This window comes from Serratia sp. G204Y (assembly GCF_051172435.1).
Taxonomy (GTDB): Bacteria; Pseudomonadota; Gammaproteobacteria; order Enterobacterales; family Enterobacteriaceae; genus Serratia; species Serratia sarumanii.
The window spans coordinates 2,591,775-2,616,602 of sequence record NZ_JBPIZA010000001.1; the positions used below are offsets into that span (position 1 = coordinate 2,591,775).

Consider the following 24,828-nt stretch of genomic DNA (forward strand, 5'->3'; position numbering starts at 1 on the left):
TCGCTTTAACAGTGAACATCAATACGAGGTTGTTTAGATATATCTAAACAGCGTCGATAACGCTAATCTAGATCGATATATCTAAATTCGCAAGCGCGCACCGATAAAAAGATATATCTAAATTGAAGACATAAAAAAAAGCGCTGTAAAAACAGCGCTTTTTATCAATCAGGGAAAGTGATTACTTGGCGGAAGCCAGCACTTCGCTGACGATTTCGACCGCTTCATGCTCAATCTTCTCGCGGTGTTCCGCGCCGAGGAAGCTCTCGCAATAGATCTTGTAAGCCTCTTCGGTACCGGAAGGACGAGCCGCGAACCAGCCGTTGTCGGTCATCACTTTCAGCCCGCCGATCGAGGCGCCGTTACCCGGCGCCGCGGTCAAACGTGCGGTGATCGGATCCCCGCCCAGCGTACTGGCCTTGACCATCTCCGGCGACAGCTTGGACAGCGCCGCTTTCTGCGCATGGGTTGCCGGCGCCTGGATGCGGTTATAGCTCGGCGCACCGAAACGCTTGGCCAGATCGTCATAGTGATGCTGCGGGTTCTCACCGGTTACCGCGGTGATTTCAGCCGCCAGCAGGCACATGATGATGCCGTCTTTGTCCGTCGACCACGGCTGGCCGTTGAAGCGCAGGAACGAAGCCCCGGCGCTCTCTTCGCCGCCGAAGCCCAGGCTGCCGTCGAACAGGCCGTCCACAAACCATTTGAAACCGACCGGCACTTCCACCAGCTTGCGGCCCAGGTCGGCCACCACGCGGTCGATCATCGCGCTGGACACCAGCGTTTTACCGACTGCGACATCGGCGCCCCACTGCGGGCGATGTTGGAACAGGTAGTTGATGGCTACCGCCAGATAGTGGTTCGGGTTCATCAGGCCTTTCGGCGTGACAATGCCGTGGCGGTCGTAATCCGGATCGTTGGCGAACGCCAGATCGAATTTGTCGCGCAGCGCCAGCAGGCCGGCCATCGCCGACTCGGACGAGCAGTCCATGCGGATGATGCCGTCGTGATCCAGGTGCATAAAGCGGAAGGTCTGATCGATGGAGTCGTTCACCAGCGTCAGATCCAGCTTGTAGTGTTCCGCCACGCGCTGCCAATAGGCGATGCCGGAGCCGCCGAGCGGATCCACGCCCAGCTTCAGGCCGGCGCGTTGAATGGCCGGCATGTCGACCACCTCAACCAGGCCTTCGACATAAGGCTGCACCAGGTCTTTGGCGTGCAGGTGGCCACTGTTCCAGGCCTTGTCCAGCGACTGGCGCTGAACGCCTTTCAGCTGCTGCGCCAGCAGTTCGTTGGCGCGCTTCTCGATCACCGACGTCAGGTTGGTGTCAGCCGGGCCGCCGTTCGGCGGATTGTATTTGATGCCGCCGTCTTCCGGCGGGTTGTGGGACGGCGTAATGACGATGCCGTCGGCCTGCGCGCCGCCGCGGCGGTTGTGGCACAGAATGGCGTGCGATACCGCCGGCGTTGGCGTGAAACCGTTATTTTCCTGCACGATCACATCGACGCCGTTGGCGGTCAGCACTTCCAGCACGGAAATGAAGGCCGGCTCAGACAGCGCATGGGTATCTTTGCCCACGTAGCACGGGCCGGTGGTGCCCTGCTGATGACGAACTTCGGCGATCGCCTGAGCGATGGCGAGGATGTGCGCTTCGTTGAAGCTGTGGCGCTGCGCGCTGCCGCGGTGGCCGGAGGTGCCAAACTTCACCGCGTGTGCGGCATTGCCGGCTTCAGGTTGCAGCACATAGTACTGCGACGTCAGCTGGGCTACGTTGATCAGATCGCTTTGGCAGGCGGGCTGCCCGGCACGTGGATTATTCGCCATCGACATATCTCCCTCATCCCTGTCGGTGACCGGGCAATACGTCGCGCACGGCCAGCATGACGGGCTGTTCGCTAAATTAGACGGTACCGCAAACTTTCTCGATCAGTTCCGCCGGGAACTGCATCGCCTGCATGATGTGTTCGATCATGCTGCGTTTGCGGCCGGTATTGGTATTGGTGATCACCCAGTAAGGGGTGCCCGGTACATGCTTCGGCTTGGTATGCGTGCCGTTGGCCAGCAGGGTCTGCTGATCGCCGGCGAAATAGGTGCGGGTACGGCCGGTCAACGCCTCGGTGGCGGCGGCGAAACCGGCGGCATCGAGGGTGTACAGCGTGGACAGCACCAGCATGAAACGGTTGACCGCTTTGTTCTGCTCGGCGTATTCATCCGATAACAGCAGCTCACGCATGGCGCGCACGCGATCGCGCGGACGCTGCGCCGGCGCCGCTTTTTCCAGCTCGACGGACTGCGGGGCACTGGCGGCAGGCAACGCGCGCACCGGCTGCCCGGCGGTGAATTTCAACATGCGGCGTAAAATATCGGACGCGCTTTCACCGATGTGTTGCGTGTGGCTGGCAATATAACGGTAAAGCTCTTCGTCGACTTCAATAGTTTTCATCTTTATCCAATACTGTTTTTTCTACTTAGAACCTGAAGCCAGATCCTGCATTCAAGCCATGGGATTATAAGGTTAAAAGCGCTGGGGCGAACACAACAATGTGCCTCCGGACGGCAAATGCAGACTAATACCTATAGCCGGCACTGCCAAGCCCGCGCCGCGAAAATTCCGCATGATTCATCGTGCGATTCAATCATGATACCCTAATCTGAATCTCTCTCAGTATGAACTTCGCCATGAAATTACATTATCAACTGCTGGCCGCCGAGTCAGACGCGCTGCCGGTGCTGCTGATCCACGGGCTGTTCGGCAATCTGGACAACCTGGGCGTGCTGGCGCGCGATCTGCATAAACAGCACACGGTGATCAAGGTCGATCTGCGCAATCACGGCCTCTCCCCGCGCGCCGACGACATGAACTATCCCGCCATGGCACAGGATCTGCTGGCGCTGCTCGACGAACTGCAGCTGGAGAAAGCGATCGTCATCGGCCATTCGATGGGCGGCAAAGCGGCGATGGCGCTGACCGCCATCGCGCCCGAGCGCGTCGCCAAGCTGATCGTTATCGACGTCGCGCCGGTGGATTACCAGACCCGCCGCCACGACGAGATTTTCGCCGCGCTGAAGGCCGTCAGCGCCGCCGGCATCACCCAGCGCCAGGCGGCCGCCGAGCTGATGCGCGACTACCTGCAGGAAGAAGGCGTGATCCAGTTCCTGCTGAAGTCCTTCCACAACGGCGAATGGCGCTTCAACCTGCCGGTGCTGATCGCACGCTACGAAGACATCACCGGCTGGCAGGAAGTTCCGGCCTGGCCGCACCCGACCCTGTTCATTCGCGGCGGCCTGTCGCCGTACGTGCAGGACAGCTACCGTGCAGACATCGCCCGCCAGTTCCCGCAGGCTCGCGCGCACGTCGTCGCCGGCACCGGCCATTGGGTGCACGCCGAAAAACCGGAAGCGGTGCTGCGCGCCATCCACCGTTTCCTCGACGAAGCCTGAAAAACACGCTCCCCTGGCGAAAAAACGCGCTAAAGATAACGGCTTAGCGCGTTTAGCCCGCAGTTAGGCATTGTCGCCGCTCCATCTGCTGGGGTAATATGGCGCGCTATAATTTTGCCGCCGCGCCAGCGCGTTCATGAACGCCGGTTCGGGGGTGAATTTGGGTTAGGGTTTATTGGCCCGAAGTGTGTTAACCGATGCCTCCGGAAGCGTGCGAGCGCTTTTTGATGCAAACTCCCTTGCAGTACCGCTACCTATGGCAAAAGAACAAACGGATCGCACGACGCTGGATCTGTTCGCAGATGAACGCCGTCCGGGGCGCCCGAAAACCAACCCGCTCTCCCGCGATGAACAGCTTAGAATCAATAAGCGCAATCAGTTACGGCGCGATAAAGTGCGTGGATTGCGGCGCGTAGAGCTGAAAATCAACGCGGATGCGGTGGACGCCCTGAACAAACTGGCGGAACAGCGCAACATCAGCCGCAGCGAACTCATCGAGCAGATGCTGTTGGCGCAACTGGCGGAAGAACAGCCGGAACATTGATCTCTTCGGCCGCACGCGCGGCGCGGCGTTAAGGACAACGCCGGATCGACCACGCTTTTCTTCATTCTCCGGCATCGCATAAATGCGATAAAACCCCGGCGCCACTTTCTGGCATGATACGCATTTACCGGCTAGAGACTGCGCCTGTCGGCGCCCGCCCCGGAGGCGAAAGGCTCTTGCCATGGCATCATTTTAATCGGCGTCAGCGGCGGCAGTGCCGGCGTCGAGTAATGCAATTACTTGAATTTAAAGGTTATACGCGATATGGCTACTGTAGGCATTTTCTTTGGCAGCGACACTGGCAATACCGAAAACATTGCCAAAATGATCCAGAAAATTCTCCAGAAACAGTTTGGCGACGACGTCTCTGAAGTGCATGACATCGCTAAAAGCAGCAAAGAAGACCTGGAAGGGTTCGATATCCTGCTGCTGGGTATCCCGACCTGGTACTACGGTGAAGCACAGTGTGACTGGGATGATTTCTTCCCGACGCTGGAAGAAGTCGACTTCAACGGCAAGCTGGTGGCGCTGTTCGGCTGCGGCGACCAGGAAGACTACGCGGAATACTTCTGTGACGCGATGGGCACCATCCGCGACATCATCGAACCGCGCGGCGCGGCCATCGTGGGCCACTGGCCGACCAAGGGCTACCACTTCGAGGCCTCCAAAGGCCTGGCGGACGACAACCACTTCATCGGTCTGGCGATCGACGAAGACCGCCAGCCGGAGCTGACCAACGAGCGCGTGGACGCCTGGGTCAAACAGATCGTCGAAGAGCTGAGCCTGGCCGATATCGTCGGCTAAGCCCGGCACTGGCGAAAGGTTGAACAAAGGCCCTGTAAAGTGCATAGTGTGCCCACAGGGCCGTCATCGGCAGCAGGGATTGCTGCGATAGAAGCTACAGATTTGTAACTTCCCACCCCGTCACGGTAGACTGAGATATCGGTTTATCCCATCCATCAAGGCGTTGCATGCAAAACATGCAATAGTGCAATTATATCTTTGTTAACAACCGGCGGTTTCTATTTAGTACAACCGGTTCTATAATGAGACGCATTAACTCTTTGTGCCGACCGATGCCACAGGCGAGTACGCCTCAACTTGATTAGCATAGTAACAGGACTGAATTCGCATGACCGACAACAACATCGCACTGAAGAAGGCCGGCTTAAAAGTCACGCTTCCGCGACTCAAAATCCTGGAAGTACTGCAAAATCCGGAATGCCATCACGTCAGTGCGGAAGATTTGTACAAAAAACTGATTGATATGGGCGAAGAGATCGGGCTGGCAACGGTTTATCGCGTACTGAACCAGTTTGACGATGCGGGCATTGTGACACGTCACAATTTCGAAGGCGGCAAGTCCGTGTTCGAGCTGACCCAACAGCATCACCACGATCACCTGATTTGCCTGGACTGCGGCAAAGTGATTGAATTCAGCGACGAATCCATCGAAGTTCGCCAGCGTGATATCGCCAAGCAGCACGGCATCAAGCTCACCAACCACAGCCTGTACCTGTACGGCCACTGCGAAACCGGTGACTGTCGTGAAGACGAAACGCTGCACGACAAGAAATAAGCCTGACCGGCTATGAAAAACCGCCTCACACCGAGGCGGTTTTTTTATGCCCGCCGTGCAACGGGCAAAAAAATCCCCGGACAAGCCGGGGAAAATCATGTCATGAAATATCACAATTGCAGCGGCACTGCGACTCCACGTACTACTCTCACTTCAACGTCCGCCCCGCGCCGACACGCGCGAAGGCAGACGCATTCCCCCTTCGTTATACGGCCTGCCGCCGGGGCAGCAGGCCGTTGCACCGGGCTTAAACCTTCTCGGCGCGGCTATAGCGTTTACCGTCCGGGCTGACCGAACGCACCTGAACGTCACCGGAAACCGCCGGTTTGGCCTTGGCGTCATAGCGCTGCCACTGCTTGCCGCCGTCGGTGGAATACTCGATGCCCAATCCCGGCAGCGCGATATTCGCCTCCAGCTTGCCGCCCGCTACGCGCGCGCCCGGCACCGGCAGACGGTAAGCGACGCCGCCTTTGTCCAGCTTGGCCAGCTCACGCTGGCCCAGAATATTAGCGAAGCGCAGCCAGTCTTTCTCCAGCGCCTTGGTATCGACAAAGTGGGTTTCCCCTCCTTTGTATTCGCGGCCGGCGCGATAGTCCTGCTCCCAACCGGCGCGGTGCCAGGCGCGTTCCGCCACCGACAGCGCGCGTGGGAAGATCATGTATTCCATCTGCGGATCGGTGCGCTGGGTTTCGCTCCACAGCTGAGCGGACAGCCCGTAGGCGCCCGGCCACGGCTTGTCGCTCTTGGCGCTGAAGGGGTTGCCGTCGCGGTCGACCGAGGTTTCCGCGTTCTGCGGCATGTTGTCCGGCGCAAAGCTGAACACCTTGCGCTCGTCGCTGAAGCGGGTGCCCCAGTAGTAACCGCGCTCGTCCGGGTTCACCTCGTAAGGGAAGTCCATATAGACGTAGTCCGGGTTGGAAACCACCACTTCATACCCTTTGTTGGCCCAGTCGTTGACGCTATCGAAACCGCCCCAGTACAGGGTATCCCAGAAGTTGACGCCCACGCGCGAGGTGGCGAACGCCTTCGCGCTCTCGGCGTCTTTCAGGCCGTCCTGCCAGGCCTGCATTCTGTCGATGCCGTGCGCCTTCACCAGCTTGCTGACCTCTTGGCCGAAGTAGCTCGGCAGGTGCTCCATGTCGGCCACCTTGCCTTCTTTGATCATCGTCTGGCACACCTGCGACTTGGCCCACGGCTTGTCTTCGTTGCTCTGATCGATGATGCCTTTGCCCGGCTCCGGTTTCGCCTTGTCGGTATAGCCGGCGCCCAGGCGAATGTTTTTCGCTTCGTCGCCGCCGAAGTGCCAGGTCTTGATCGGCTGGCCGGCTTCTTTATGCATCTGGGCGATTTCGCCGATCACCTTGTCGACAAAGCGCTGGGAAGAGTCCAGGCACGGGTTCAGGTAGCTCTGGCGGTTAAAGAACTGCACGGAGGTGGTGTTGGAGGTATCGGTCGGATCCACCAGGCGGAATTCGTTGGCCTCCTGCTCTTTCCCGGCGGCATGCAGCTTTTTATAGCGCGCTTCCATCGAGACCACCGCGGCGCGGGCGTGCGCCGGCATGTCGATCTCCGGGATCACTTCAATCTGGCGCGCCTGGGCGTATTTGATGATGTCGATATAGTCCTGACGGCTGAAGAAGCCGCCGTAGACGTCCGGCCCCTGGCCGTACTGCGGCAGCAGGCAGGTGGTTTCGCTCAGATCGTGGCAGCGCTGGCCGCCGACTTCCGTCAGCTCAGGCAAACCGGGGATCTCGATGCGCCAGCCTTCGTCATCGCTCAGGTGGAAGTGGAATTTGTTGAGCTTGTAGGCCGCCATCTGATCCAGCAGGCGCAGCACCGCGTCCTTCTTATGGAAGTTGCGCGCCACGTCGAGGAAAATGCCGCGATACTCGAAGCGCGGCGCATCGCTGGCGTCCAGCGTGGCGATCTTGCCGCTGCCGTCGCTCGGCACTAACGACAGGATCGACTGCAGCCCGTAGAACACCCCGGCCTGATCGAAACCGATCACTCGCGCCTCTTTCTTGCCGATTTTCAACTCATAGGCGCCTGACACCGCCATCGCGCCTTTAAACTTGCCCGGCTGAATGTCGGTCTTGATCGGATAGCCGTTGGCCTGAACCGGCACGCCCAGCAGCGCAAAGCGCTGGTTGACGGCGTCCGCCGCCGGCTTGACCAGCGTGCTCAGATCCGGTGCCACGCCGTTACGCAGATCGGCGTCCTGCGCGTGTACTTTCACCTGCATCGGCGTCGGCACGATCTGGCCGCGCAGCGCGCCGGCAGGCAGCGTCTGCAGATCGGCATTGCTGACAAAGCGCGAAGCCGGCGTCATCAGAATGTTTTTGTCGTCCTTGGTGCGCTTCCACTGGTCGCCGGTGAACGGCGCCACGAACTGATCCAGGTTTTCGGTATCGGTATTCGCCAGCATTTTCGGCTTGGCGTCGCCGGACGTGGCATACCAGCGCGGCAGGAAGTCGTTTCTGAACAGCTGCCAGTATTCGGCCACCACTGGAATTTCCACCGCCTTACCGGCCGGGAAACCGCTGAATTTGGCGGTCGGCTCCAGCTTGTACAGATCGCCGGTGAGGTGAGCGATCTTGAACTGGTCGTTGTCCACCCGCAGGGTCTGGCGCGGGCTGTGGAAATAGATGACCCACTCTTTGCCGTCGATCGCCTGGCCGTCGTTGCTGAGGGTGAACAACACCCGGTTGCAAGAGGCCCAGTCGGCGCCCAGCGCCGCGCAGTCCACGCCGTTTTCGCCGGCGCGGTTATCCAGCATTTTTACGTTCAGCTTCAGCTGACTCAGTTGATCCACCAGCTGTTGATCGGCCATGGCGTTTCCCATGCCGCCCAGGAATCCCATCGTTGCCGTCAAAGCGGCTAATGCGCTCAGTTTGAATGCGTTCATATTCTTGTCCTTCTTAATTATTGTTATCGCGAATTTCTTGCCACAGCTTGCCGCACTTGGCGTCGTAAGCCTGACCGTTGCCGCTGTGAACCGCCATAATGCAGTTCTGATAATCCATCACCCGCACCGTTTCCTGCGCGGCGAACTGCTGGTGCTGCTTCTCTTGCTTCAGCACGTTCAGCACCGCCTTGCAGGGCTGCAGACGCTCCGGCGAACCTTCGGCGGTGTTGATGCAGGCGCTGTAAGCCTGCTTCAATTTGGCGTCTTCCGGCGGCGCGGCGGGTTGCGCGCAGGCGCTCAAGGCCGCGGCGGCCGCCAACATCAGCATGATTTTTTTCATCGTTGAATTCCCTTAACTGCCCCCGGCGGCGAGGCCGGGGAACGCATCAGAAGATGGTGAATGGCGCGATGACCATGAACTTGACGTCTTTCTCGTCCTGGAAGATGTTGCCGTAACCGCCGCCCCAGCTCGGGATGTTGGTGTGGTTGTCATACTGGGTGTAGTGCAGCTTGATCAGCGTGCCCTTGGCGCGCCCTTCCTGGATGGTGTACATCGCGTCCAGGCTCCAGGCGCTCTCTTTCAGGCGCTGGCTCTGATCGTAGATCGGGTTGGTGCTCGGCTTGGCGTCCCAGGCGTAAACGTAGGAGCCGCCGACCGCCATGCCCGGCAGGTTCCAGTTGCTGAGGTCATACATCACGCCGGCGTACACCGCTTTCTCGCCGTTGGCGTTAAAGTCAGAGCGGTTGTCCCACCACACGTCCAGACGGCCGTTGGATGAGGCGTAGGTTGGGGTCATGCGCTGCAGGAAGAAGCCCTGGTTGCCTTCCGCCTTGACCATGGTGCCTTCCAGACGCCAGTTGAACTGCCCGGTGGTGTAACCGAAGGTCAGCGCCTGCAGCCAGGCCAGGCCGTCGTAGATGCTGTTTGGATCGTTCTTGTCGCTGATGCGGTCTTCCGCACCGTAGAACTGGTAACTGGTGGTCAGCGGGTTGCCCAGCAGATCGAATTTGTAAGACGCTTTAGTGAAGTATTGATTCACGTATCCCTGCGCCTGGCCGAAGGCGGCTTCCAGCACCAGATCGTTTTTGAAATCGTATTTGGCGCCCAGCGAGTGCAGGTAGGAGACGCGGGTTTTCCTGTCGTTCTGGCGGAAGTCGTCCACCTCGATATGCCACGGTGCCTTGTATTTGTCGGCCCACATGTAGGAGAAGCTCAACGCACCGGCATCGCCGTAGTCGAACTTGGCGCCGGCTTCGGCCCCCTGATAGGTGCCCGGCATAAAGCTCCAGTGTGGCGCCAGCAGGGTTTGGCCGCTCGGCTGAATATAGCCGGCGCGCGCCCAGACCGGGCCGTATTTGAATTTGGCGGCGGCTTTGTACAGGCTGATGCCGCCCTTGTCACCGGAATAGTCTTCGTCGTAGGTCCGGTTTTTCGAGGAAAACGCGATCTCGTTCGGGTGGCCGCTGGCGCTGGATTCCGCCAGCTCGATAGCGGTGAAGGCACCGACGTCCAGACCGAACATATCCCAGGCGTAGCCCGAAGCGAAATCCAGGCTCAGGTTGGCGGTGGAGTGCGACAGGTTGGTGGTGTATTGGTTGTAATCCTTGCTGTCCGGATTGAGATCTTTACGGTCGCGCTCACGTTGCCAGTAATAGATGCCGCCGGTCAGCGTGGAATCATCGATAAACCCTGCGGCTTTCGCCTCAGGCGCCATGGCAAACCCTGTTCCCAACAGCGCGCCCGCGACTGCGAGCGCCAGCGTTTTACGCTGAGCACCGTGCGTACCCATATTGAAATTCCTCTTTGACTTAACTTAAAAGTTGCAGCCGCCTGTGTTCACCACTGCCCTGCACGACTGCCAATAAAAAACCCGAACGGGTAAAAAATATTGCCGACGAGATGTTATTCCCACAGCACTAATTGCTACAGACAGACTATTTTTCGCGACGCGAATTATCAAATGAAAAATGCGGGAGATTTGTCAAAGTATGACAAGGAGCACATATCAGTGAGATTTTGTTACGCCGGTGATCATGGAAGGTGTCGAATAAAAAATTCAATTAAATCAGAATAAATTGAGATACCAGGTCAACCAGAGACGATTAATGGTTTCAGCCCGACTAAATCCGTCAGTCAGGCGATAAAAATTGAAAGCGCTCTCTAAATGAAATTAATTCGCATCACGAATATATAAGTAAATATTAAGACTAACAAGGCCAATATCAGAAAGCTTATGGGTTAATGCGCCGTGATTAATTAAACGCGCTCCGGTTAAAATCAGAGAGAAATAGACCGCAGGTGAAATTACAGGCAAAAAAAAGCGCGGCCTAAGCCGCGCTGATTCATTAATTTTCGAGGCGAATAAGATTAGCCCTCGATTTTCGCCCAGGTGTCGCGCAGGCCGACGGTGCGGTTAAACACCAGATGCTCGGCCGACGAATAGCGACTGTCGGCGCAGAAGTAACCTTCACGCTCGAACTGATAGGCTTTCTCCGGCTGTGCGGCCGCCAGGCTCGGCTCGACGAAGCCGTGCTTGATCACCAGCGATTCCGGGTTGATGGTGGAGAGGAAATCTTCCGCCGCGCCCGGGTTAGGCACGCTGAACAGGCGATCGTACAGGCGAATTTCCGCCGGCAGCGCGTGCGCCGCGGACACCCAATGGATCACGCCCTTCACCTTGCGGCCGTCGGCAGGATCTTTGCTCAACGTTTCCGCATCGTAGCTGCAGAAGATGGTGACGATCTCGCCCGCTTCGTCCTTCTCGACGCGCTCGGCCTTGATCACGTACGCATTGCGCAGACGCACTTCTTTGCCCAGCACCAAGCGCTTGTACTGCTTGTTGGCTTCTTCGCGGAAGTCGGCGCGATCGATATAGATCTCGCGGCTGAACGGCACATCGCGGCTGCCCATTTCCGGCTTGTTCGGATGGTTAGGCATGGTGACCATTTCCACCGCATCGCCCATGTTCTCGATGACGATTTTCACCGGATCCAGCACCGCCATGGCGCGCGGGGCGTTCTCGTTCAGATCGTCGCGGATGCAGGATTCCAGCGCCACCATCTCGACGTTGTTGTCTTGCTTGGTCACGCCGATGCGCAGGCAGAACTCGCGAATCGAGGCGGCGGTATAACCGCGGCGGCGCAGACCGGAGACGGTTGGCATCCGCGGGTCGTCCCAGCCTTCGACGATCTTCTCGGTCACCAACTGGTTCAGCTTGCGCTTCGACATGATGGCGTATTCGAGGTTGAGACGCGAAAACTCGTACTGACGCGGGTGGCAAGGAATGGTGATGTTATCCAACACCCAGTCATACAGACGGCGGTTATCCTGGAATTCCAGGGTACACAGCGAATGGGTGATCCCTTCCAGCGCATCGGAAATGCAGTGGGTGAAATCGTACATCGGGTAGATGCACCATTTATTGCCGGTCTGGTGGTGTTCGGCGAACTTGATGCGGTACAGCACCGGATCGCGCATCACGATAAACGGCGAAGCCATATCGATCTTGGCGCGCAGGCAGGCGGCGCCTTCGGCGAACTCGCCGTTGCGCATCTTCTCGAACAGCGCCAGGTTCTCTTCCACGCTGCGGTCGCGGTACGGGCTGTCTTTGCCCGGTGCGGTCAGGGTGCCGCGATATTCACGGATCTGCTCCGGCGACAGCTCATCGACGTAGGCCAGCCCCTTGGTGATCAGCTCGACCGCATACTGGTGCAGCTGATCGAAATAGTCTGAGGAGTAACGAACGTTGCCGCTCCACTCAAAGCCCAGCCACTCCACGTCGTGCTTGATTGACTCCACGAACTCGATGTCTTCTTTCACCGGGTTGGTGTCATCGAAACGCAGGTTGCACTGGCCCTGATAGTCCTTGGCGATGCCGAAGTTCAGGCAGATGGACTTGGCGTGGCCGATATGCAGATAGCCGTTAGGCTCCGGCGGGAAGCGGGTATGTACCGACGTGTGTTTCCCCGACGCCAGATCTTCATCGACGATCTGACGGATAAAATTGGTTGGGCGGGCTTCAGCCTCACTCATTTCACTGTTCCTCAATGCAAAGCGCTACACATAACCGCCTATGATCCAACAAGCCACGTCTGGAAACAACCGTTTGTTGCACGAAAAATGCAGCGCGTTGCCCCCTCGGCGCGCAGCGCACCGCCGTGGGGCGAAACGGGATAAAAAAAGCGGGAAGAGATCGCTCTCTTCCCGCCAAATCGGGGCAAACTCCGCCATGATGCGTGGCCGCCCCCCGGTACTACTCAGGTAAAAACGGCCTTACTTTTGGATCTCGTACAGCTTGGTCTGACCGGCGACCACCGAGCCGGTGGCCAGCGCCGCCAGGCCGGCGTAGTCGTCAGCGTTGCTGACCACCACCGGGCTTATCATCGAACGCGCGTTGGCGTTGAGATAATCCAGATCCAGTTCCAGGATCGGTTGACCGGCTTTCACTTCCGCGCCCTCTTCCACCAGGCGTTTGAAGCCCTGGCCTTCCAGCGCGACGGTGTCGATCCCCATGTGCACCACGATCTCGGCGCCCTTGTCGGTTTCCAGGCAGAACGCGTGATTGGTATTGAAGATTTTCACCACGGTGCCGTCCGCTGGCGCCACGACGATATTGTCGGTCGGGCGAATCGCCAGGCCGTCGCCTACCGCCTTGCTGGCGAAAGCTTCGTCCGGCACCTGATCGAGCGCCACGACTTCACCGGTCACCGGCGCCACCAGCGTTTCAAACGCGGCTTTCGGCGCGTTCGGCACCGCCTGCGGTTTGGCTTCCGCGGCAGGGGCCGCCGCCGGGGCCGCCGCAGCCGCTACCGGGCCGGCTGCAATCACGTTGCGCATTGCGCTGGCGATAAGTTCAGCACGGGTGCCGACGATCACTTGCACGCTCTGCTTGTTCAGGCGGATAACGCCGGATGCGCCGAGGCGTTTCGCCAAGGCGTCGTTCACCAGCGCGGAGTCTTTCACATTCAGACGCAGGCGGGTGATGCAGGCATCGATGCCGGTCAGGTTGTCGGAACCGCCGATCGCGCCGACGTAGCGACGGGCCAGCGTGGTGGTTTCGTTTTCGTCTTTACCGGCGTTGCTGTCGACGTTGACGTCATAACCGTCGGTTTCGTCACCGGCAACCGCCAGTTCGCGGCCCGGGGTCATCAGGTTGAATTTCTTGATGGTGAAGCGGAACACCACGTAGTAGATGACGAAGAACACCAGGCCTTGCGGGATCAGCATGTACCAGTGGGTCGCCAGCGGGTTGCGGGACGACAGCACCATATCCACCAGCCCGGCGCTGAAGCCGAAACCGGCGATCCAGTGCATGCTGGCGGCGATGAACACCGAGATACCGGTCAGCACGGCGTGGATCACGTACAGCACCGGTGCCACGAACATGAAGGAGAACTCCAGCGGTTCGGTGATGCCGGTAAAGAAGGCGGCGAACGCGGCCGCCAGCATGATGCCCGCCACTTTGGCTTTGTTTTCAGGACGCGCGCAGTGATAGATGGCCAGCGCTGCCCCCGGCAGACCGAACATCATGATCGGGAAGAAGCCCGCCTGATAACGGCCGGTGATGCCAACAACCGCTTTACCGGCTTCGATTGACTGCTGGCCGCCGAGGAAGTTAGGAATATCGTTGATGCCGGCCACGTCGAACCAGAACACCGAGTTCAGCGCGTGGTGCAGGCCGACCGGGATCAGCAGACGGTTGAAGAAGGCGTAAATGCCGGCGCCGACCGAACCCATTTTCTGAATGTGTTCACCGAAGTTCACCAGACCGTTGAAGATCACCGGCCAGATGTACATCAGAATGAAAGCGACCAGGATCATCAGGAAGGAAATGAGGATCGGCACCAGGCGGCGGCCGCTGAAGAACGACAGCGCCTTAGGCAGCTCGACGCCGCTGAAGCGGTTGTACACTTCGGCGGAGATGATACCCACCAGAATACCGACGAACTGGTTCTGGATCTTGCCGAACGCGGCAGGCACCTGATCGAGCGGGATCTTCTGAATCATCGACACGGCGGCCGGTGAACAGAGGGTGGTCAGCACCAGGAAGCCGACGAAGCCGGTCAACGCGGCGGCGCCGTCCTTGTCTTTGGACATGCCGTAGGCCACGCCGATAGCGAACAACACCGACATGTTGTCGATGATAGCGGAGCCGGATTTAATGAAGAAAGCGGCGAGCGCGTTGTCGCCGCCCCAACCAACAGGGTCAATCCAGTACCCGACGCCCATCAAGATGGCGGCGGCGGGCAGCGTGGCGACCGGCACCATCAGCGCCCGTCCCACCTTTTGCAAATAACTAAGAATGTTCACCTTTTCCCCCTATGTTGTCCGCGGACGGACCCTATTAGTAGTTTATTTGGAGCTCTCACTACCTTTTTAGAAACAACGCATGGCACGTATCACTCATGCCGAGTGTAAAAAATTTATTTTGTATCGCAAATTAAAACCTCCCTTTTTGTGATAAATATCACCAAAAAGTAGTCTTTCCCTCCCGGATTGCTGGCCATCACACAAAACTTATTTTATCATTCAAAAAATCAACCGGACGGACGATTCACGCGAGAATCATAAAGCTGGGTTACGCTTAGGACTCCCGCAGGCCCGTACAGTATAGCTTTAGTTTACTTATCCCAAGAGGTGTTAGATGAGACTTATCCCACTGAAAGATACCGCACAAGTCGGCAAATGGGCCGCGCGTCATATCGTTCAACGCATCAACGCATTCAAGCCAACCGCAGAGCGCCCGTTTGTCCTCGGCCTGCCTACCGGCGGCACGCCGCTGGAAGCCTACAAACATCTGATTGCGATGCACAAAGCAGGTGAAGTAAGCTTTAAGCATGTTGTGACTTTCAACATGGACGAGTACGTTGGCCTGCCGCAGGAACACCCGGAAAGCTACCACACCTTCATGTACCGCAACTTCTTTGATCACGTTGATATCCCTCGTGAAAATATCAACCTGCTGAACGGCAACGCCGCGGATGTCGACGCCGAGTGCCGCCAGTACGAAGAGAAGATCAAGTCTTACGGCAAAATTAACCTGTTCATGGGCGGCGTGGGCATCGACGGCCATATCGCGTTCAACGAGCCGGCTTCGTCCCTGGCTTCGCGCACCCGCATCAAAACGCTGACCGAAGACACCCGCATCGCCAACTCGCGCTTCTTCGGCGGCGACGTCAGCCTGGTGCCGAAATATGCGCTGACCGTCGGCGTGGGCACGCTGCTGGACGCGGAAGAAGTGATGATCCTGGTGACCGGCCACGCCAAGGCGCAGGCGCTGGAAGCCGCGGTGGAAGGCAACATCAACCACATGTGGACCATCAGCTGCCTGCAGCTGCACGCCAAAGCGGTGGTGGTGTGCGACGAGCCGGCTACTATGGAGCTGAAAGTCAAAACCGTCAAATATTTCCGCGAGTTAGAAGCGGAAAGCGTAAAAAGTCTTTAATCTTTGCAGGGGGCTACGATGTTCGCTTTAACCCACGGCCGAATCTATACCGGCCACGACGTACTTGATGACCATGCAGTCATTATCGCTGATGGGCTGATCGAGAGAGTCTGCCCGGCGGCTGAATTGCCCGCCGGCATCGAAACGCGCGACCTGGGTGGCGCCATCCTGGCCCCCGGGCTTATCGACGTGCAGCTGAACGGCTGCGGCGGCGTACAGTTCAACGATTCGCTGGAAGCGATTTCGGAAGAAACGCTGGAGATCATGCAGAGCGCCAACGAGAAATCCGGCTGCACCAGCTATCTGCCGACGCTGATCACCAGCAGCGACGAATTCATGAAGCACAGCGTCGAGGTGATGCGCGCCTATCTGAAAAAGCACCAAAACCAGGCGCTGGGCCTGCACCTGGAAGGGCCGTACCTCAGCCCGGTGAAAAAAGGCACCCATAACCCGGCGTTCATTCGCAAGCCAACGCAGGACATGATCGATTACCTGTGCGCCAACGCCGACGTGATCACCAAGGTGACGCTGGCGCCGGAGATGGTTGAGCCACACGTTATCAAGCAGCTGACCGAGGCCGGCATCGTGGTCTCCGCCGGCCACTCGAACGCCACCTACGATCAGGCGCGCACCGGCTTCGCCGCCGGCATCAGCTTTGCCACCCACCTGTACAACGCCATGCCGTATATCACCGGCCGCGAACCGGGGCTGATGGGGGCGATCTTCGACACGCCGGAGGTCTATACCGGCATCATCGCCGACGGCCATCACGTGGCCTGGGCGAGTATCCGTAACGCCAAACGCCTGAAAGGTGATAAATTGGTATTGGTCACCGACGCGACCGCACCGGCAGGTGCAGATATTGACCAATTTATTTTCGCCGGTAAAACAATATACTATCGGGATGGGCTGTGCGTGGATGAGAACGGCACCCTGAGCGGTTCCGCGCTGACCATGATCGAAGCGGTGCAAAACAGCGTCGAACATATCGGCATCGCGCTGGACGAAGCGCTGCGCATGGCGACGCTGTACCCGGCGCGCGCCATCGGCGTCGAGCACCGTCTGGGCACCATCGAAGCCGGCAAGGTGGCTAACCTGACCGCCTTCACCCGTGATTTTAAAATCACCAAAACGCTCGTTAACGGTAACGAGGTTTAATTCAATGAACAGCGAGTAACATTATTGATGAGCACCGGCGGACAAGCACAAATAGGGAACGTTGACTTAGTCAAACAACTTAACGGCGCGGCAGTTTACCGCCTGATCGACCAGCAGGGCCCGATCTCGCGCATTCAAATTGCCGAACTCAGCCAGCTTGCCCCCGCCAGCGTCACCAAAATTACTCGCCAGCTGCTGGAGCGCGGGCTGATCAAAGAAGTCGATCAGCAAGCCTCCACCGGCGGCCGCCGCGCGATCTCCATCGTGTCGGAAACCCGTCATTTCCATACCGTCGCGGTGCGTCTCGGCCGCCACGACGCCACCATCACCCTGTATGACATGAGCGGCAAATCGCTCGGCGAAGAACACTATCCGCTGCCGGAACGCACCCAGGAAACGCTGGAGAATGCGCTGTTCGCCGCCATCGCCCAATTCATCGAAGCGAATCAGCGCCGCCTGCGCGAGCTGATCGCCATCGCGGTGATCCTGCCCGGCCTGGTGGATCCGGCGCTGGGCGTGGTGCGCTACATGCCGCACATCAGCGTCAGCAACTGGGCGCTGGTGGACAACCTGCAGCAGCGCTTCAACGTCACCAGCTTCGTCGGCCACGACATCCGCAGCCTGGCGCTGGCGGAGCACTACTTCGGCGCCACCCGCGACTGCGAAGACTCGATTCTGGTGCGCCTGCACCGCGGCACCGGCGCCGGCATCATCGTCAACGGGCAGATTTTTCTCGGCAACAACGGCAACGTCGGCGAGATCGGCCATATCCAGATCGATCCGCTCGGCGAACGCTGCCACTGCGGCAACTTCGGCTGCCTGGAAACGGTGGCCGCCAACGCGGCGATCGAACAGCGCGTGCGCCAGCTGCTGAGCCAGGGCTACCCGAGCAAACTGACGCTGGAAGACTGCGGCATCAACGCCATCTGCAAGGCCGCCAACCGCGGCGATCTGCTGGCCAGCGAAGTGATCGAACACGTCGGCCGCTATCTGGGCAAGGCGGTGGCCATCGCCATCAACCTGTTCAATCCGCAGAAGGTGGTGATCGCCGGTGAGATCACCGAAGCGGACAAAGTGCTGCTGCCGGCGATCCAGAGCTGCATCAATACCCAGGTGCTGAAGGACTTCCGCAAGAATCTGCCAGTGGTGACCTCCGAACTCAATCATCGCTCGGCGATCGGCGCTTTCGCCCTGGCCAAACGCGCGATGCTCAACGGCGTGCTCTTGCAGCGATTGCTGGAAAGCTGATCCGCCGCTTCTGGCAGGTGTGTTATCGTCACCCCTTGCCTGCCGTAATCATGAGAAACAGCGACAAATGAAAATCAAAAACGTTATATGCGATATCGACGGCGTGCTGCTGCATGACAATACGCCGGTGCCCGGCGCCGATCTGTTCCTGGCGCGCATCCAGGAACAAGGCATGCCGCTGGTGGTGCTGACCAACTACCCGTCACAGACCGCGCAGGATCTGGCGAACCGCTTCGCCGCCGCCGGGCTGGAAGTGCCGGAGAGCGCGTTCTATACCTCGGCGATGGCCACCGCCGATTTCCTGCGCCGCCAGGAAGGCAAAAAAGCCTACGTGGTCGGCGAAGGCGCGCTGATCCATGAGCTGTACAAAGCCGGTTTCACCATCACCGACATCAACCCGGATTTCGTGATCGTCGGGGAAACCCGCTCTTACAACTGGGACATGATGCACAAGGCCGCCTACTTCGTCAGTAACGGCGCGCGCTTTATCGCCACCAACCCGGATAGCCACGGCCACGGCTTCTCGCCGGCCTGCGGCGCGCTGTGCGCCCCCATCGAGAAGATCACCGGCCGCAAGCCGTTTTACGTCGGCAAGCCCAGCCCGTGGATCATTCGCGCCGCATTGAACAAAATGCAGGCGCACTCGGAAGAGACGGTGATCGTCGGCGACAACCTGCGCACCGACATTCTGGCGGGCTTCCAGGCCGGCCTGGAAACCGTGCTGGTGCTGTCCGGCGTCTCCACGCTGAGCGACATCGAAACCATGCCTTTCCGCCCGAGCTACGTCTACCCTTCCGTTGCCGATATCACTATTTTCTGACGCATTTATGGCGGCTGCCCGGCCGCCATTATTTCCCTCTTCCTGACCGCAGTTTGAATTTAATTCGTTCATGGCCGCAAAAGGTTTCAGCCTGCCCGCGCTAAAAACCCTCATTATAACCTTACACCCCGCCAATAGCTGATATTGCCGGCAGGCGAAAATCCCTTACCCTAATTAATGAGGCTACCATGAGCACAAATAACATTATTAATGCCGCCGATGACGCAGCCATTATGCCGACTATCGCCAATAAAAAAATCCTGATGGGTTTCTGGCACAACTGGGCCGCCGGCGCCAGTGACGGTTATCAACAAGGCCAGTTCGCCAATATGAACCTGACAGACATTCCCGCCGAATATAACGTGGTGGCCGTCGCCTTTATGAAAGGCCAGGGAATCCCGACCTTCAAGCCTTACAACCTGTCCGACGCCGAGTTCCGCCGCCAGGTGGGCGTGCTGAACAGCCAGGGCCGCGCGGTGCTGATCTCCCTCGGCGGCGCAGACGCGCACATCGAACTGAAAACCGGCGACGAAGACCGGCTGAAAGACGAGATTATTCGCCTGGTGGAAGTCTACGGCTTCGACGGCCTGGATATCGATCTGGAACAGGCGGCGATCGGCGCCGCCAATAATAAAACCGTCTTGCCTGCGGCGCTGAAAAAAGTAAAAGACCATTACGCCGCGCAGGGGAAAAACTTTATTATCAGCATGGCGCCGGAATTCCCTTATCTGCAGGCTAACGGCAGCTATGGCGATTATATTAATGCGTTAGATGGCTATTATGACTTTATCGCGCCGCAATATTATAACCAGGGTGGCGACGGCATCTGGGTTCCCGAGGCCAATAACGGTGCCGGTGCCTGGATTGCCCAAAACAACGACGCCATGAAAGAAGACTTCCTCTATTACCTGACGGAAAGTCTGGTCACCGGCACCCGCGGATTTATCCGAATTCCAGCCAGTAAATTCGTTATCGGCCTGCCGAGCAACAACGATGCCGCCGCCACCGGCTACGTGATCGACAAACAGGCGGTGTATAACGCCTTCTCGCGTCTCGACGCCAAAAACCTGTCGATCAAGGGCCTGATGACCTGGTCAATCAACTGGGACAACGGCAAAAGCAAAGCCGGCGTGGCCTACAGCTGGGAGTTCAAAACCCGCTACGCGCCGCTGATTCAGGGCGGAGTCACCCCGCCGCCGGGAAAGCCTAATGCGCCGACGGCGCTGACGGTCTCCGAGTTGGGCGCCACCTCGCTGAAGCTGAGCTGGGCCGCCGCCACCGGTGCCTTACCGATCGCCAGTTACACCGTTTACCGCAACGGCAACCCGATCGGCCAGACTGCCGGCCTGTCGTTGGCCGACAACGGCCTGGCTCCGGCCACCCAGTACAGCTACTTCGTTACCGCAACCGACAGCCAGGGCAATACCTCGCTGCCGAGCAGCGCGCTGGCGGTCAAAACCGCCAACGACGGCACGCCGCCCGATCCGAGCGCGCCCGAGTGGCAGAACAACCACAGCTACCAAGCCGGCGACGTGGTGAGTTATAAAGGCAAGAAATACACCTGTATTCAGGCGCACACCTCCAACGCCGCCTGGACGCCGGACGCCGCCTTCACCCTGTGGCAGCTCATCGCCTAATCGCTAATCGATTGCCGGTCAAACCGGCCGGCAATCCCGTCATTACGCTAAAAATTGCATAATCGCTAATTTTTCCCGCCGATAACTGAAAATCCGTCAAAAACCGCGCCCAGGCAAACAACTATTTCTCAGCGTATGGCTAAAACGCTTGCATCTGATGCAGCTTTAGGCGCATTTTCATAACCACAGCGCAGCAAAACCGCGTTATCGCTGATGAATCGGCAATGCTGCCCATAACAGTAAAAAACAACATCACAGTCATAAAAGCCCGTTAGGAGAGTTGTATGTGTTCTATTTTCGGTGTGCTCGATCTGAAGTCCGATCCCGTTGAACTGCGTAAGAAAGCGCTGGAGCTGTCGCGCCTGATGCGCCATCGCGGCCCGGATTGGTCCGGCGTTTACGCCAGCGACAAAGCCATTTTGGCCCACGAACGCCTGTCGATCGTCGACGTCAACAACGGCGCTCAACCGCTGTACAACGCTGCGCACACCCACGTTTTGGCGGTCAACGGCGAAATTTACAACCACCAGGCGCTGCGCCAACAGCTGAGCGACCGCTACGCGTTCCAGACCGGTTCCGACTGTGAAGTAATCCTGGCGCTGTATCAGGAGAAAGGCCCGGACTTCCTCGACGATCTGCAAGGCATGTTCGCCTTCGCCCTGTACGACACCGAAAAAGACGCCTACCTGATCGGCCGCGATCATCTGGGCATCATCCCGCTGTACATGGGCCACGACGAGCACGGCAACCTGTACGTCGCCTCGGAAATGAAAGCGCTGGTGCCGGTGTGCCGCACCATCAAGGAATTTCCGGCCGGCAGCTACCTGTGGAGCCAGGACGGTGAGATCCGCGAATACTATCGCCGCGACTGGTTCGATTACGACAGCGTCAAAGACAACGTGACCGACGCCACCGCCCTGCGAACCGCGCTGGAAGAGTCGGTGAAAAGCCACCTGATGTCTGACGTGCCTTACGGCGTGCTGCTGTCGGGCGGGCTGGATTCCTCGGTCATCTCGGCGATCACCAAGAAGTACGCCGCGCGCCGCGTGGAAGATCAGGAACGCAGCGAAGCCTGGTGGCCGCAGCTGCACTCCTTCGCCGTCGGCCTGGAAGGCTCGCCGGATCTGCGCGCCGCGCAGGAGGTGGCCAACCATCTGGGCACCGTACACCATGAAATCCACTTCACCGTGCAGGAAGGCCTGGACGCCATCCGCGACGTGATTTACCACATCGAAACCTACGACGTCACCACCATCCGCGCCTCGACGCCGATGTACCTGATGTCGCGCAAAATCAAGGCGATGGGCATCAAGATGGTGCTCTCCGGCGAAGGCGCGGACGAAGTGTTCGGCGGCTACCTCTACTTCCATAAGGCGCCGGACGCCCGCGAATTCCACGAAGAGACCGTGCGCAAGCTGCTGGCGCTGCATATGTTCGACTGCGCGCGCGCCAACAAGGCGATGTCCGCCTGGGGCGTCGAAGCCCGCGTACCGTTCCTGGACAAGAAATTCCTCGACGTGGCGATGCGCATCAACCCGAAAGATAAAATGTGCGGCAACGGCAAAATGGAAAAACACATCGTCCGCGAATGTTTCGAGTCCTATTTGCCCGCCAGCGTGGCCTGGCGCCAGAAAGAGCAGTTCTCCGACGGCGTCGGCTACAGCTGGATCGACACGCTAAAAGAGGTGGCTGCGCAGCAAATTAGCGATCAACAGCTCGAAACCGCGCGTTTCCGCTTCCCGTACAACACGCCGACGTCGAAAGAAGGCTACCTGTACCGCGAAATCTTCGAGGAGCTGTTCCCGCTGCCGAGCGCCGCCGAATGCGTGCCGGGCGGCCCATCCGTCGCCTGCTCGTCCGCCAAGGCCATCGAGTGGGATGAATCGTTCAAGAAGATGGACGATCCTTCCGGCCGCGCCGTCGGCGTGCACCAGGCCGCCTATAAATAATCGCGCGGTATTTTCCCCGGGGCGGGCCTTTTGACCCGCCTTTTTGTTGCCTTTTCCGCCCGCCAACTGCCTGAATTGCCGATTTTATCGCCATAATGTTCACAACCCAGACAAACGGCGCTTCCGGGCGCTTTTTCGGGAAAAAACTTGTTGACGCAAATCGGTCATATACGCATAATGCGCCCCGCAACGCCGATGAAGGCAAAGCAAAAAAAGAGGGCTACGTAGCTCAGCTGGTTAGAGCACATCACTCATAATGATGGGGTCACAGGTTCGAATCCCGTCGTAGCCACCATCTCTTTTTTGCATTTGCGGGAGTGGCGAAATTGGTAGACGCACCAGATTTAGGTTCTGGCGCCGCAAGGTGTGCGAGTTCAAGTCTCGCCTCCCGCACCATTTCTCTTCATCGTCGGCGCAGTATGTTGATGGGGTATCGCCAAGCGGTAAGGCACCGGTTTTTGATACCGGCATTCCCTGGTTCGAATCCAGGTACCCCAGCCATATTCTTTCGGGAATGGGGTTTCAACATAAGATTTGTTTGCAGGTGGGGTATCGCCAAGCGGTAAGGCACCGGTTTTTGATACCGGCATTCCCTGGTTCGAATCCAGGTACCCCAGCCATAACAAACTGCTTGCAAATCAAAGAAGTAAAAAGTACCATCGGCTACGTAGCTCAGCTGGTTAGAGCACATCACTCATAATGATGGGGTCACAGGTTCAAATCCCGTCGTAGCCACCATAATTGGGGTGTCGCCAAGCGGTAAGGCTCTGGTTTCTGATACCAGCATACCCAGGTTCGAATCCTGGCACCCCAGCCATATTTAGAAAAGCCCGCTTCGGCGGGCTTTTTGCTGTCTGGCGCTCGGCCAATCCTAACGAGCCCAGCCGCAGCCGAGCCCTGTCGGTTACAATCCCAACGCGTACTTCAACGCATGCTCTTTCAGCTTGCCCGCCCGCTGCGCGGCCATCAACGCCAGATTGCGCGCCACGTTCAGCGGCGCCAGGTTATTGCTGAAAGCGGTATAGAACAGATCCATGCCGCTCTGCATCAGCAGATTGTCGGTACGGCGGCGGCGCTGATAGCGCAGCAGTACCGCCTCGCTGCTCCAGTCCTCTCCCTGCTCCCGCGCATCGCTTAATACGTTCAGCAAGGCATCCACGTCGCGATACCCCAGATTGACGCCCTGCCCGGCCAGCGGATTGATGGTATGCGCCGCATCACCCAACAGCGCCAGCCCCGGCAACACGTAGCGCTGCGCATGACGCCGCGTCAGCGGGAACGAACCGGCGGCGTGCACCTTAACCGGGCCCAGTCGCGCCGGGAAAGCGGTGGCGATCTCGCGCTCCAGTTGCGCCGGCGGCATCGCCTGCAGCTGGCGAATGCGCTGCGGGCTGTCATACCACACCAGCGACGCCCAGCTGTCGTACAGCGGCAGGAAGGCACGCGGCCCGGATGGGAAGAAGCGCTGCCAGGTCACATCCTGCTGCGGCGCGCCGGTATCGACGGTGATCAACATGCACGCCTGACGATACTGCCAGCCGTTGGTGCCGATCGCCGCCAGCTTGCGCACCTGCGAGTTGGCGCCGTCGGCGCCGACAACCAAACGCGTCTGCAGCGTCTCACCGCCGTCCAGCGTCAGCTGCCAGGCATTGTCCGCCCGCTGCAGCGATTGCAGCCTGGCGGGGCACAGCAGCGTCAAATTGGCGCACTGCGCGAACTGCTGCCACAGCGCCAGCTGCAGAATGCGGTTTTCCACCATAAAGCCCAGCTCCGGCAGCCCCAGGGACACCGCGTCGAACGCCACGCGCGACGACGCCCACTCCCAGGTCTCCAGCCGGCGATACGGCGCCGTGCGCATCGCCGTCACGGCCTGCCAGGCGCCGAGCTGTTTCAGCAGCCCCACCGAGGTGCAGCCGATAGCGGAAATGCGCAGATCCGGCGGGCTTTGCGCCTCGAACGCCTGCGGCACCTGATGTTCCAGCAACGCCACCGACCAGCCCGCCTGCGCCAGCCCCTGGGCCGCCGCCGCGCCGACCATGCCGCCGCCGACCACCACCGCGTCATACCGATTTTGAGATGTCTTCATATTGGCTATGTTTTC

General features: G+C 58.8%; 18 protein-coding genes and 6 tRNA genes. 16 read left to right on the forward strand and 8 right to left on the reverse strand.

Going from position 1 to position 24,828, the window contains the following annotated elements:
- Positions 1–181: 181 nt before the first annotated feature.
- Positions 182–1,825 carry a phosphoglucomutase (alpha-D-glucose-1,6-bisphosphate-dependent) gene (pgm, locus tag ACSBQQ_RS12760; protein ID WP_060418725.1) on the reverse strand — a complete coding sequence of 548 codons (1,644 nt, stop codon included), beginning with the start codon at positions 1,823–1,825 and terminating at the stop codon, positions 182–184.
- 76 nt (positions 1,826–1,901) lie between these two features.
- Positions 1,902–2,444: a replication initiation negative regulator SeqA gene (gene seqA / locus ACSBQQ_RS12765; protein ID WP_033637454.1), complete on the reverse strand. Its 543-nt coding sequence runs from the start codon at positions 2,442–2,444 to the stop codon at positions 1,902–1,904.
- 224 nt (positions 2,445–2,668) lie between these two features.
- Here seqA and ybfF point away from each other — a divergent pair, with 224 nt between their 5' ends.
- The 4 genes from ybfF to fur all read left to right on the forward strand — a co-directional run bounded on the left by ybfF (position 2,669) and on the right by fur (position 5,565).
- The gene (ybfF, locus tag ACSBQQ_RS12770; protein ID WP_079656284.1) at positions 2,669–3,442 is read left to right on the forward strand and encodes an esterase; all 774 of its coding nucleotides are present in this window, start codon (positions 2,669–2,671) and stop codon (positions 3,440–3,442) included.
- A gap of 256 nt (positions 3,443–3,698) precedes the next feature.
- Positions 3,699–3,986, forward strand: a complete 288-nt coding sequence (gene ybfE, locus ACSBQQ_RS12775; RefSeq protein WP_004939936.1) for a LexA regulated protein — start codon at positions 3,699–3,701, stop codon at positions 3,984–3,986.
- Positions 3,987–4,250: 264 nt separating this feature from the next.
- Positions 4,251–4,790 carry a flavodoxin FldA gene (gene fldA, locus ACSBQQ_RS12780; protein ID WP_004939938.1) on the forward strand — a complete coding sequence of 180 codons (540 nt, stop codon included), beginning with the start codon at positions 4,251–4,253 and terminating at the stop codon, positions 4,788–4,790.
- Positions 4,791–5,118: 328 nt separating this feature from the next.
- Positions 5,119–5,565 carry a ferric iron uptake transcriptional regulator gene (fur, locus tag ACSBQQ_RS12785; protein ID WP_019454058.1) on the forward strand — a complete coding sequence of 149 codons (447 nt, stop codon included), beginning with the start codon at positions 5,119–5,121 and terminating at the stop codon, positions 5,563–5,565.
- A gap of 247 nt (positions 5,566–5,812) precedes the next feature.
- On the opposite strand, the gene ACSBQQ_RS12790 is transcribed toward fur, so the two are convergent.
- The 5 genes from ACSBQQ_RS12790 to nagE form a co-directional block, all read right to left on the reverse strand.
- Positions 5,813–8,470 (reverse strand): beta-N-acetylhexosaminidase, encoded by a 2,658-nt coding sequence (locus ACSBQQ_RS12790; protein WP_060429363.1) that lies wholly within the window; start codon positions 8,468–8,470, stop codon positions 5,813–5,815.
- Between the two features lie 13 nt (positions 8,471–8,483).
- Positions 8,484–8,810: a ChiQ/YbfN family lipoprotein gene (gene chiQ / locus ACSBQQ_RS12795; RefSeq protein WP_004939944.1), complete on the reverse strand. Its 327-nt coding sequence runs from the start codon at positions 8,808–8,810 to the stop codon at positions 8,484–8,486.
- 46 nt (positions 8,811–8,856) lie between these two features.
- Positions 8,857–10,260: a chitoporin ChiP gene (gene chiP / locus ACSBQQ_RS12800; RefSeq protein ID WP_033655304.1), complete on the reverse strand. Its 1,404-nt coding sequence runs from the start codon at positions 10,258–10,260 to the stop codon at positions 8,857–8,859.
- A 578-nt stretch (positions 10,261–10,838) separates the two neighbouring features.
- Positions 10,839–12,503, reverse strand: a complete 1,665-nt coding sequence (gene glnS, locus ACSBQQ_RS12805; protein ID WP_033655303.1) for a glutamine--tRNA ligase — start codon at positions 12,501–12,503, stop codon at positions 10,839–10,841.
- A 240-nt stretch (positions 12,504–12,743) separates the two neighbouring features.
- Complete coding sequence (nagE, locus tag ACSBQQ_RS12810) at positions 12,744–14,780, reverse strand: N-acetylglucosamine-specific PTS transporter subunit IIBC (protein WP_049213569.1); 2,037 nt, start codon at positions 14,778–14,780, stop codon at positions 12,744–12,746.
- Positions 14,781–15,114: 334 nt separating this feature from the next.
- Here nagE and nagB point away from each other — a divergent pair, with 334 nt between their 5' ends.
- The 12 genes from nagB to ACSBQQ_RS12870 all read left to right on the forward strand — a co-directional run bounded on the left by nagB (position 15,115) and on the right by ACSBQQ_RS12870 (position 23,544).
- Positions 15,115–15,915 carry a glucosamine-6-phosphate deaminase gene (nagB, locus tag ACSBQQ_RS12815; protein WP_004939952.1) on the forward strand — a complete coding sequence of 267 codons (801 nt, stop codon included), beginning with the start codon at positions 15,115–15,117 and terminating at the stop codon, positions 15,913–15,915.
- Between the two features lie 18 nt (positions 15,916–15,933).
- On the forward strand, positions 15,934–17,073 hold the full coding sequence (gene nagA, locus ACSBQQ_RS12820; protein ID WP_060387381.1) for an N-acetylglucosamine-6-phosphate deacetylase: 1,140 nt from the start codon (positions 15,934–15,936) through the stop codon (positions 17,071–17,073).
- Positions 17,074–17,100: 27 nt separating this feature from the next.
- Positions 17,101–18,321 carry a DNA-binding transcriptional regulator NagC gene (nagC, locus tag ACSBQQ_RS12825; RefSeq protein ID WP_033637448.1) on the forward strand — a complete coding sequence of 407 codons (1,221 nt, stop codon included), beginning with the start codon at positions 17,101–17,103 and terminating at the stop codon, positions 18,319–18,321.
- A gap of 67 nt (positions 18,322–18,388) precedes the next feature.
- Positions 18,389–19,141: an HAD-IIA family hydrolase gene (locus tag ACSBQQ_RS12830; protein ID WP_004939957.1), complete on the forward strand. Its 753-nt coding sequence runs from the start codon at positions 18,389–18,391 to the stop codon at positions 19,139–19,141.
- A gap of 188 nt (positions 19,142–19,329) precedes the next feature.
- Positions 19,330–20,778: a carbohydrate-binding protein gene (locus ACSBQQ_RS12835; protein ID WP_033655299.1), complete on the forward strand. Its 1,449-nt coding sequence runs from the start codon at positions 19,330–19,332 to the stop codon at positions 20,776–20,778.
- A gap of 284 nt (positions 20,779–21,062) precedes the next feature.
- The gene (asnB, locus tag ACSBQQ_RS12840) at positions 21,063–22,727 is read left to right on the forward strand and encodes an asparagine synthase B (RefSeq protein WP_033637446.1); all 1,665 of its coding nucleotides are present in this window, start codon (positions 21,063–21,065) and stop codon (positions 22,725–22,727) included.
- 218 nt (positions 22,728–22,945) lie between these two features.
- Positions 22,946–23,022: transfer RNA gene (locus ACSBQQ_RS12845), tRNA-Met, on the forward strand.
- 16 nt (positions 23,023–23,038) lie between these two features.
- Positions 23,039–23,123 (forward strand) — tRNA-Leu (locus tag ACSBQQ_RS12850).
- A gap of 30 nt (positions 23,124–23,153) precedes the next feature.
- Positions 23,154–23,228 (forward strand) — tRNA-Gln (locus tag ACSBQQ_RS12855).
- A 44-nt stretch (positions 23,229–23,272) separates the two neighbouring features.
- Positions 23,273–23,347, forward strand: a tRNA-Gln gene (locus ACSBQQ_RS12860).
- A gap of 41 nt (positions 23,348–23,388) precedes the next feature.
- Positions 23,389–23,465, forward strand: a tRNA-Met gene (locus ACSBQQ_RS12865).
- Between the two features lie 4 nt (positions 23,466–23,469).
- Positions 23,470–23,544: transfer RNA gene (locus ACSBQQ_RS12870), tRNA-Gln, on the forward strand.
- A gap of 87 nt (positions 23,545–23,631) precedes the next feature.
- Here the strand turns inward: ACSBQQ_RS12870 and ubiF are convergent.
- Entirely contained in the window at positions 23,632–24,813 is a 1,182-nt protein-coding gene (gene ubiF / locus ACSBQQ_RS12875) for a 3-demethoxyubiquinol 3-hydroxylase (RefSeq protein WP_060429364.1), read from the reverse strand.
- Positions 24,814–24,828: the final 15 nt, after the last annotated feature.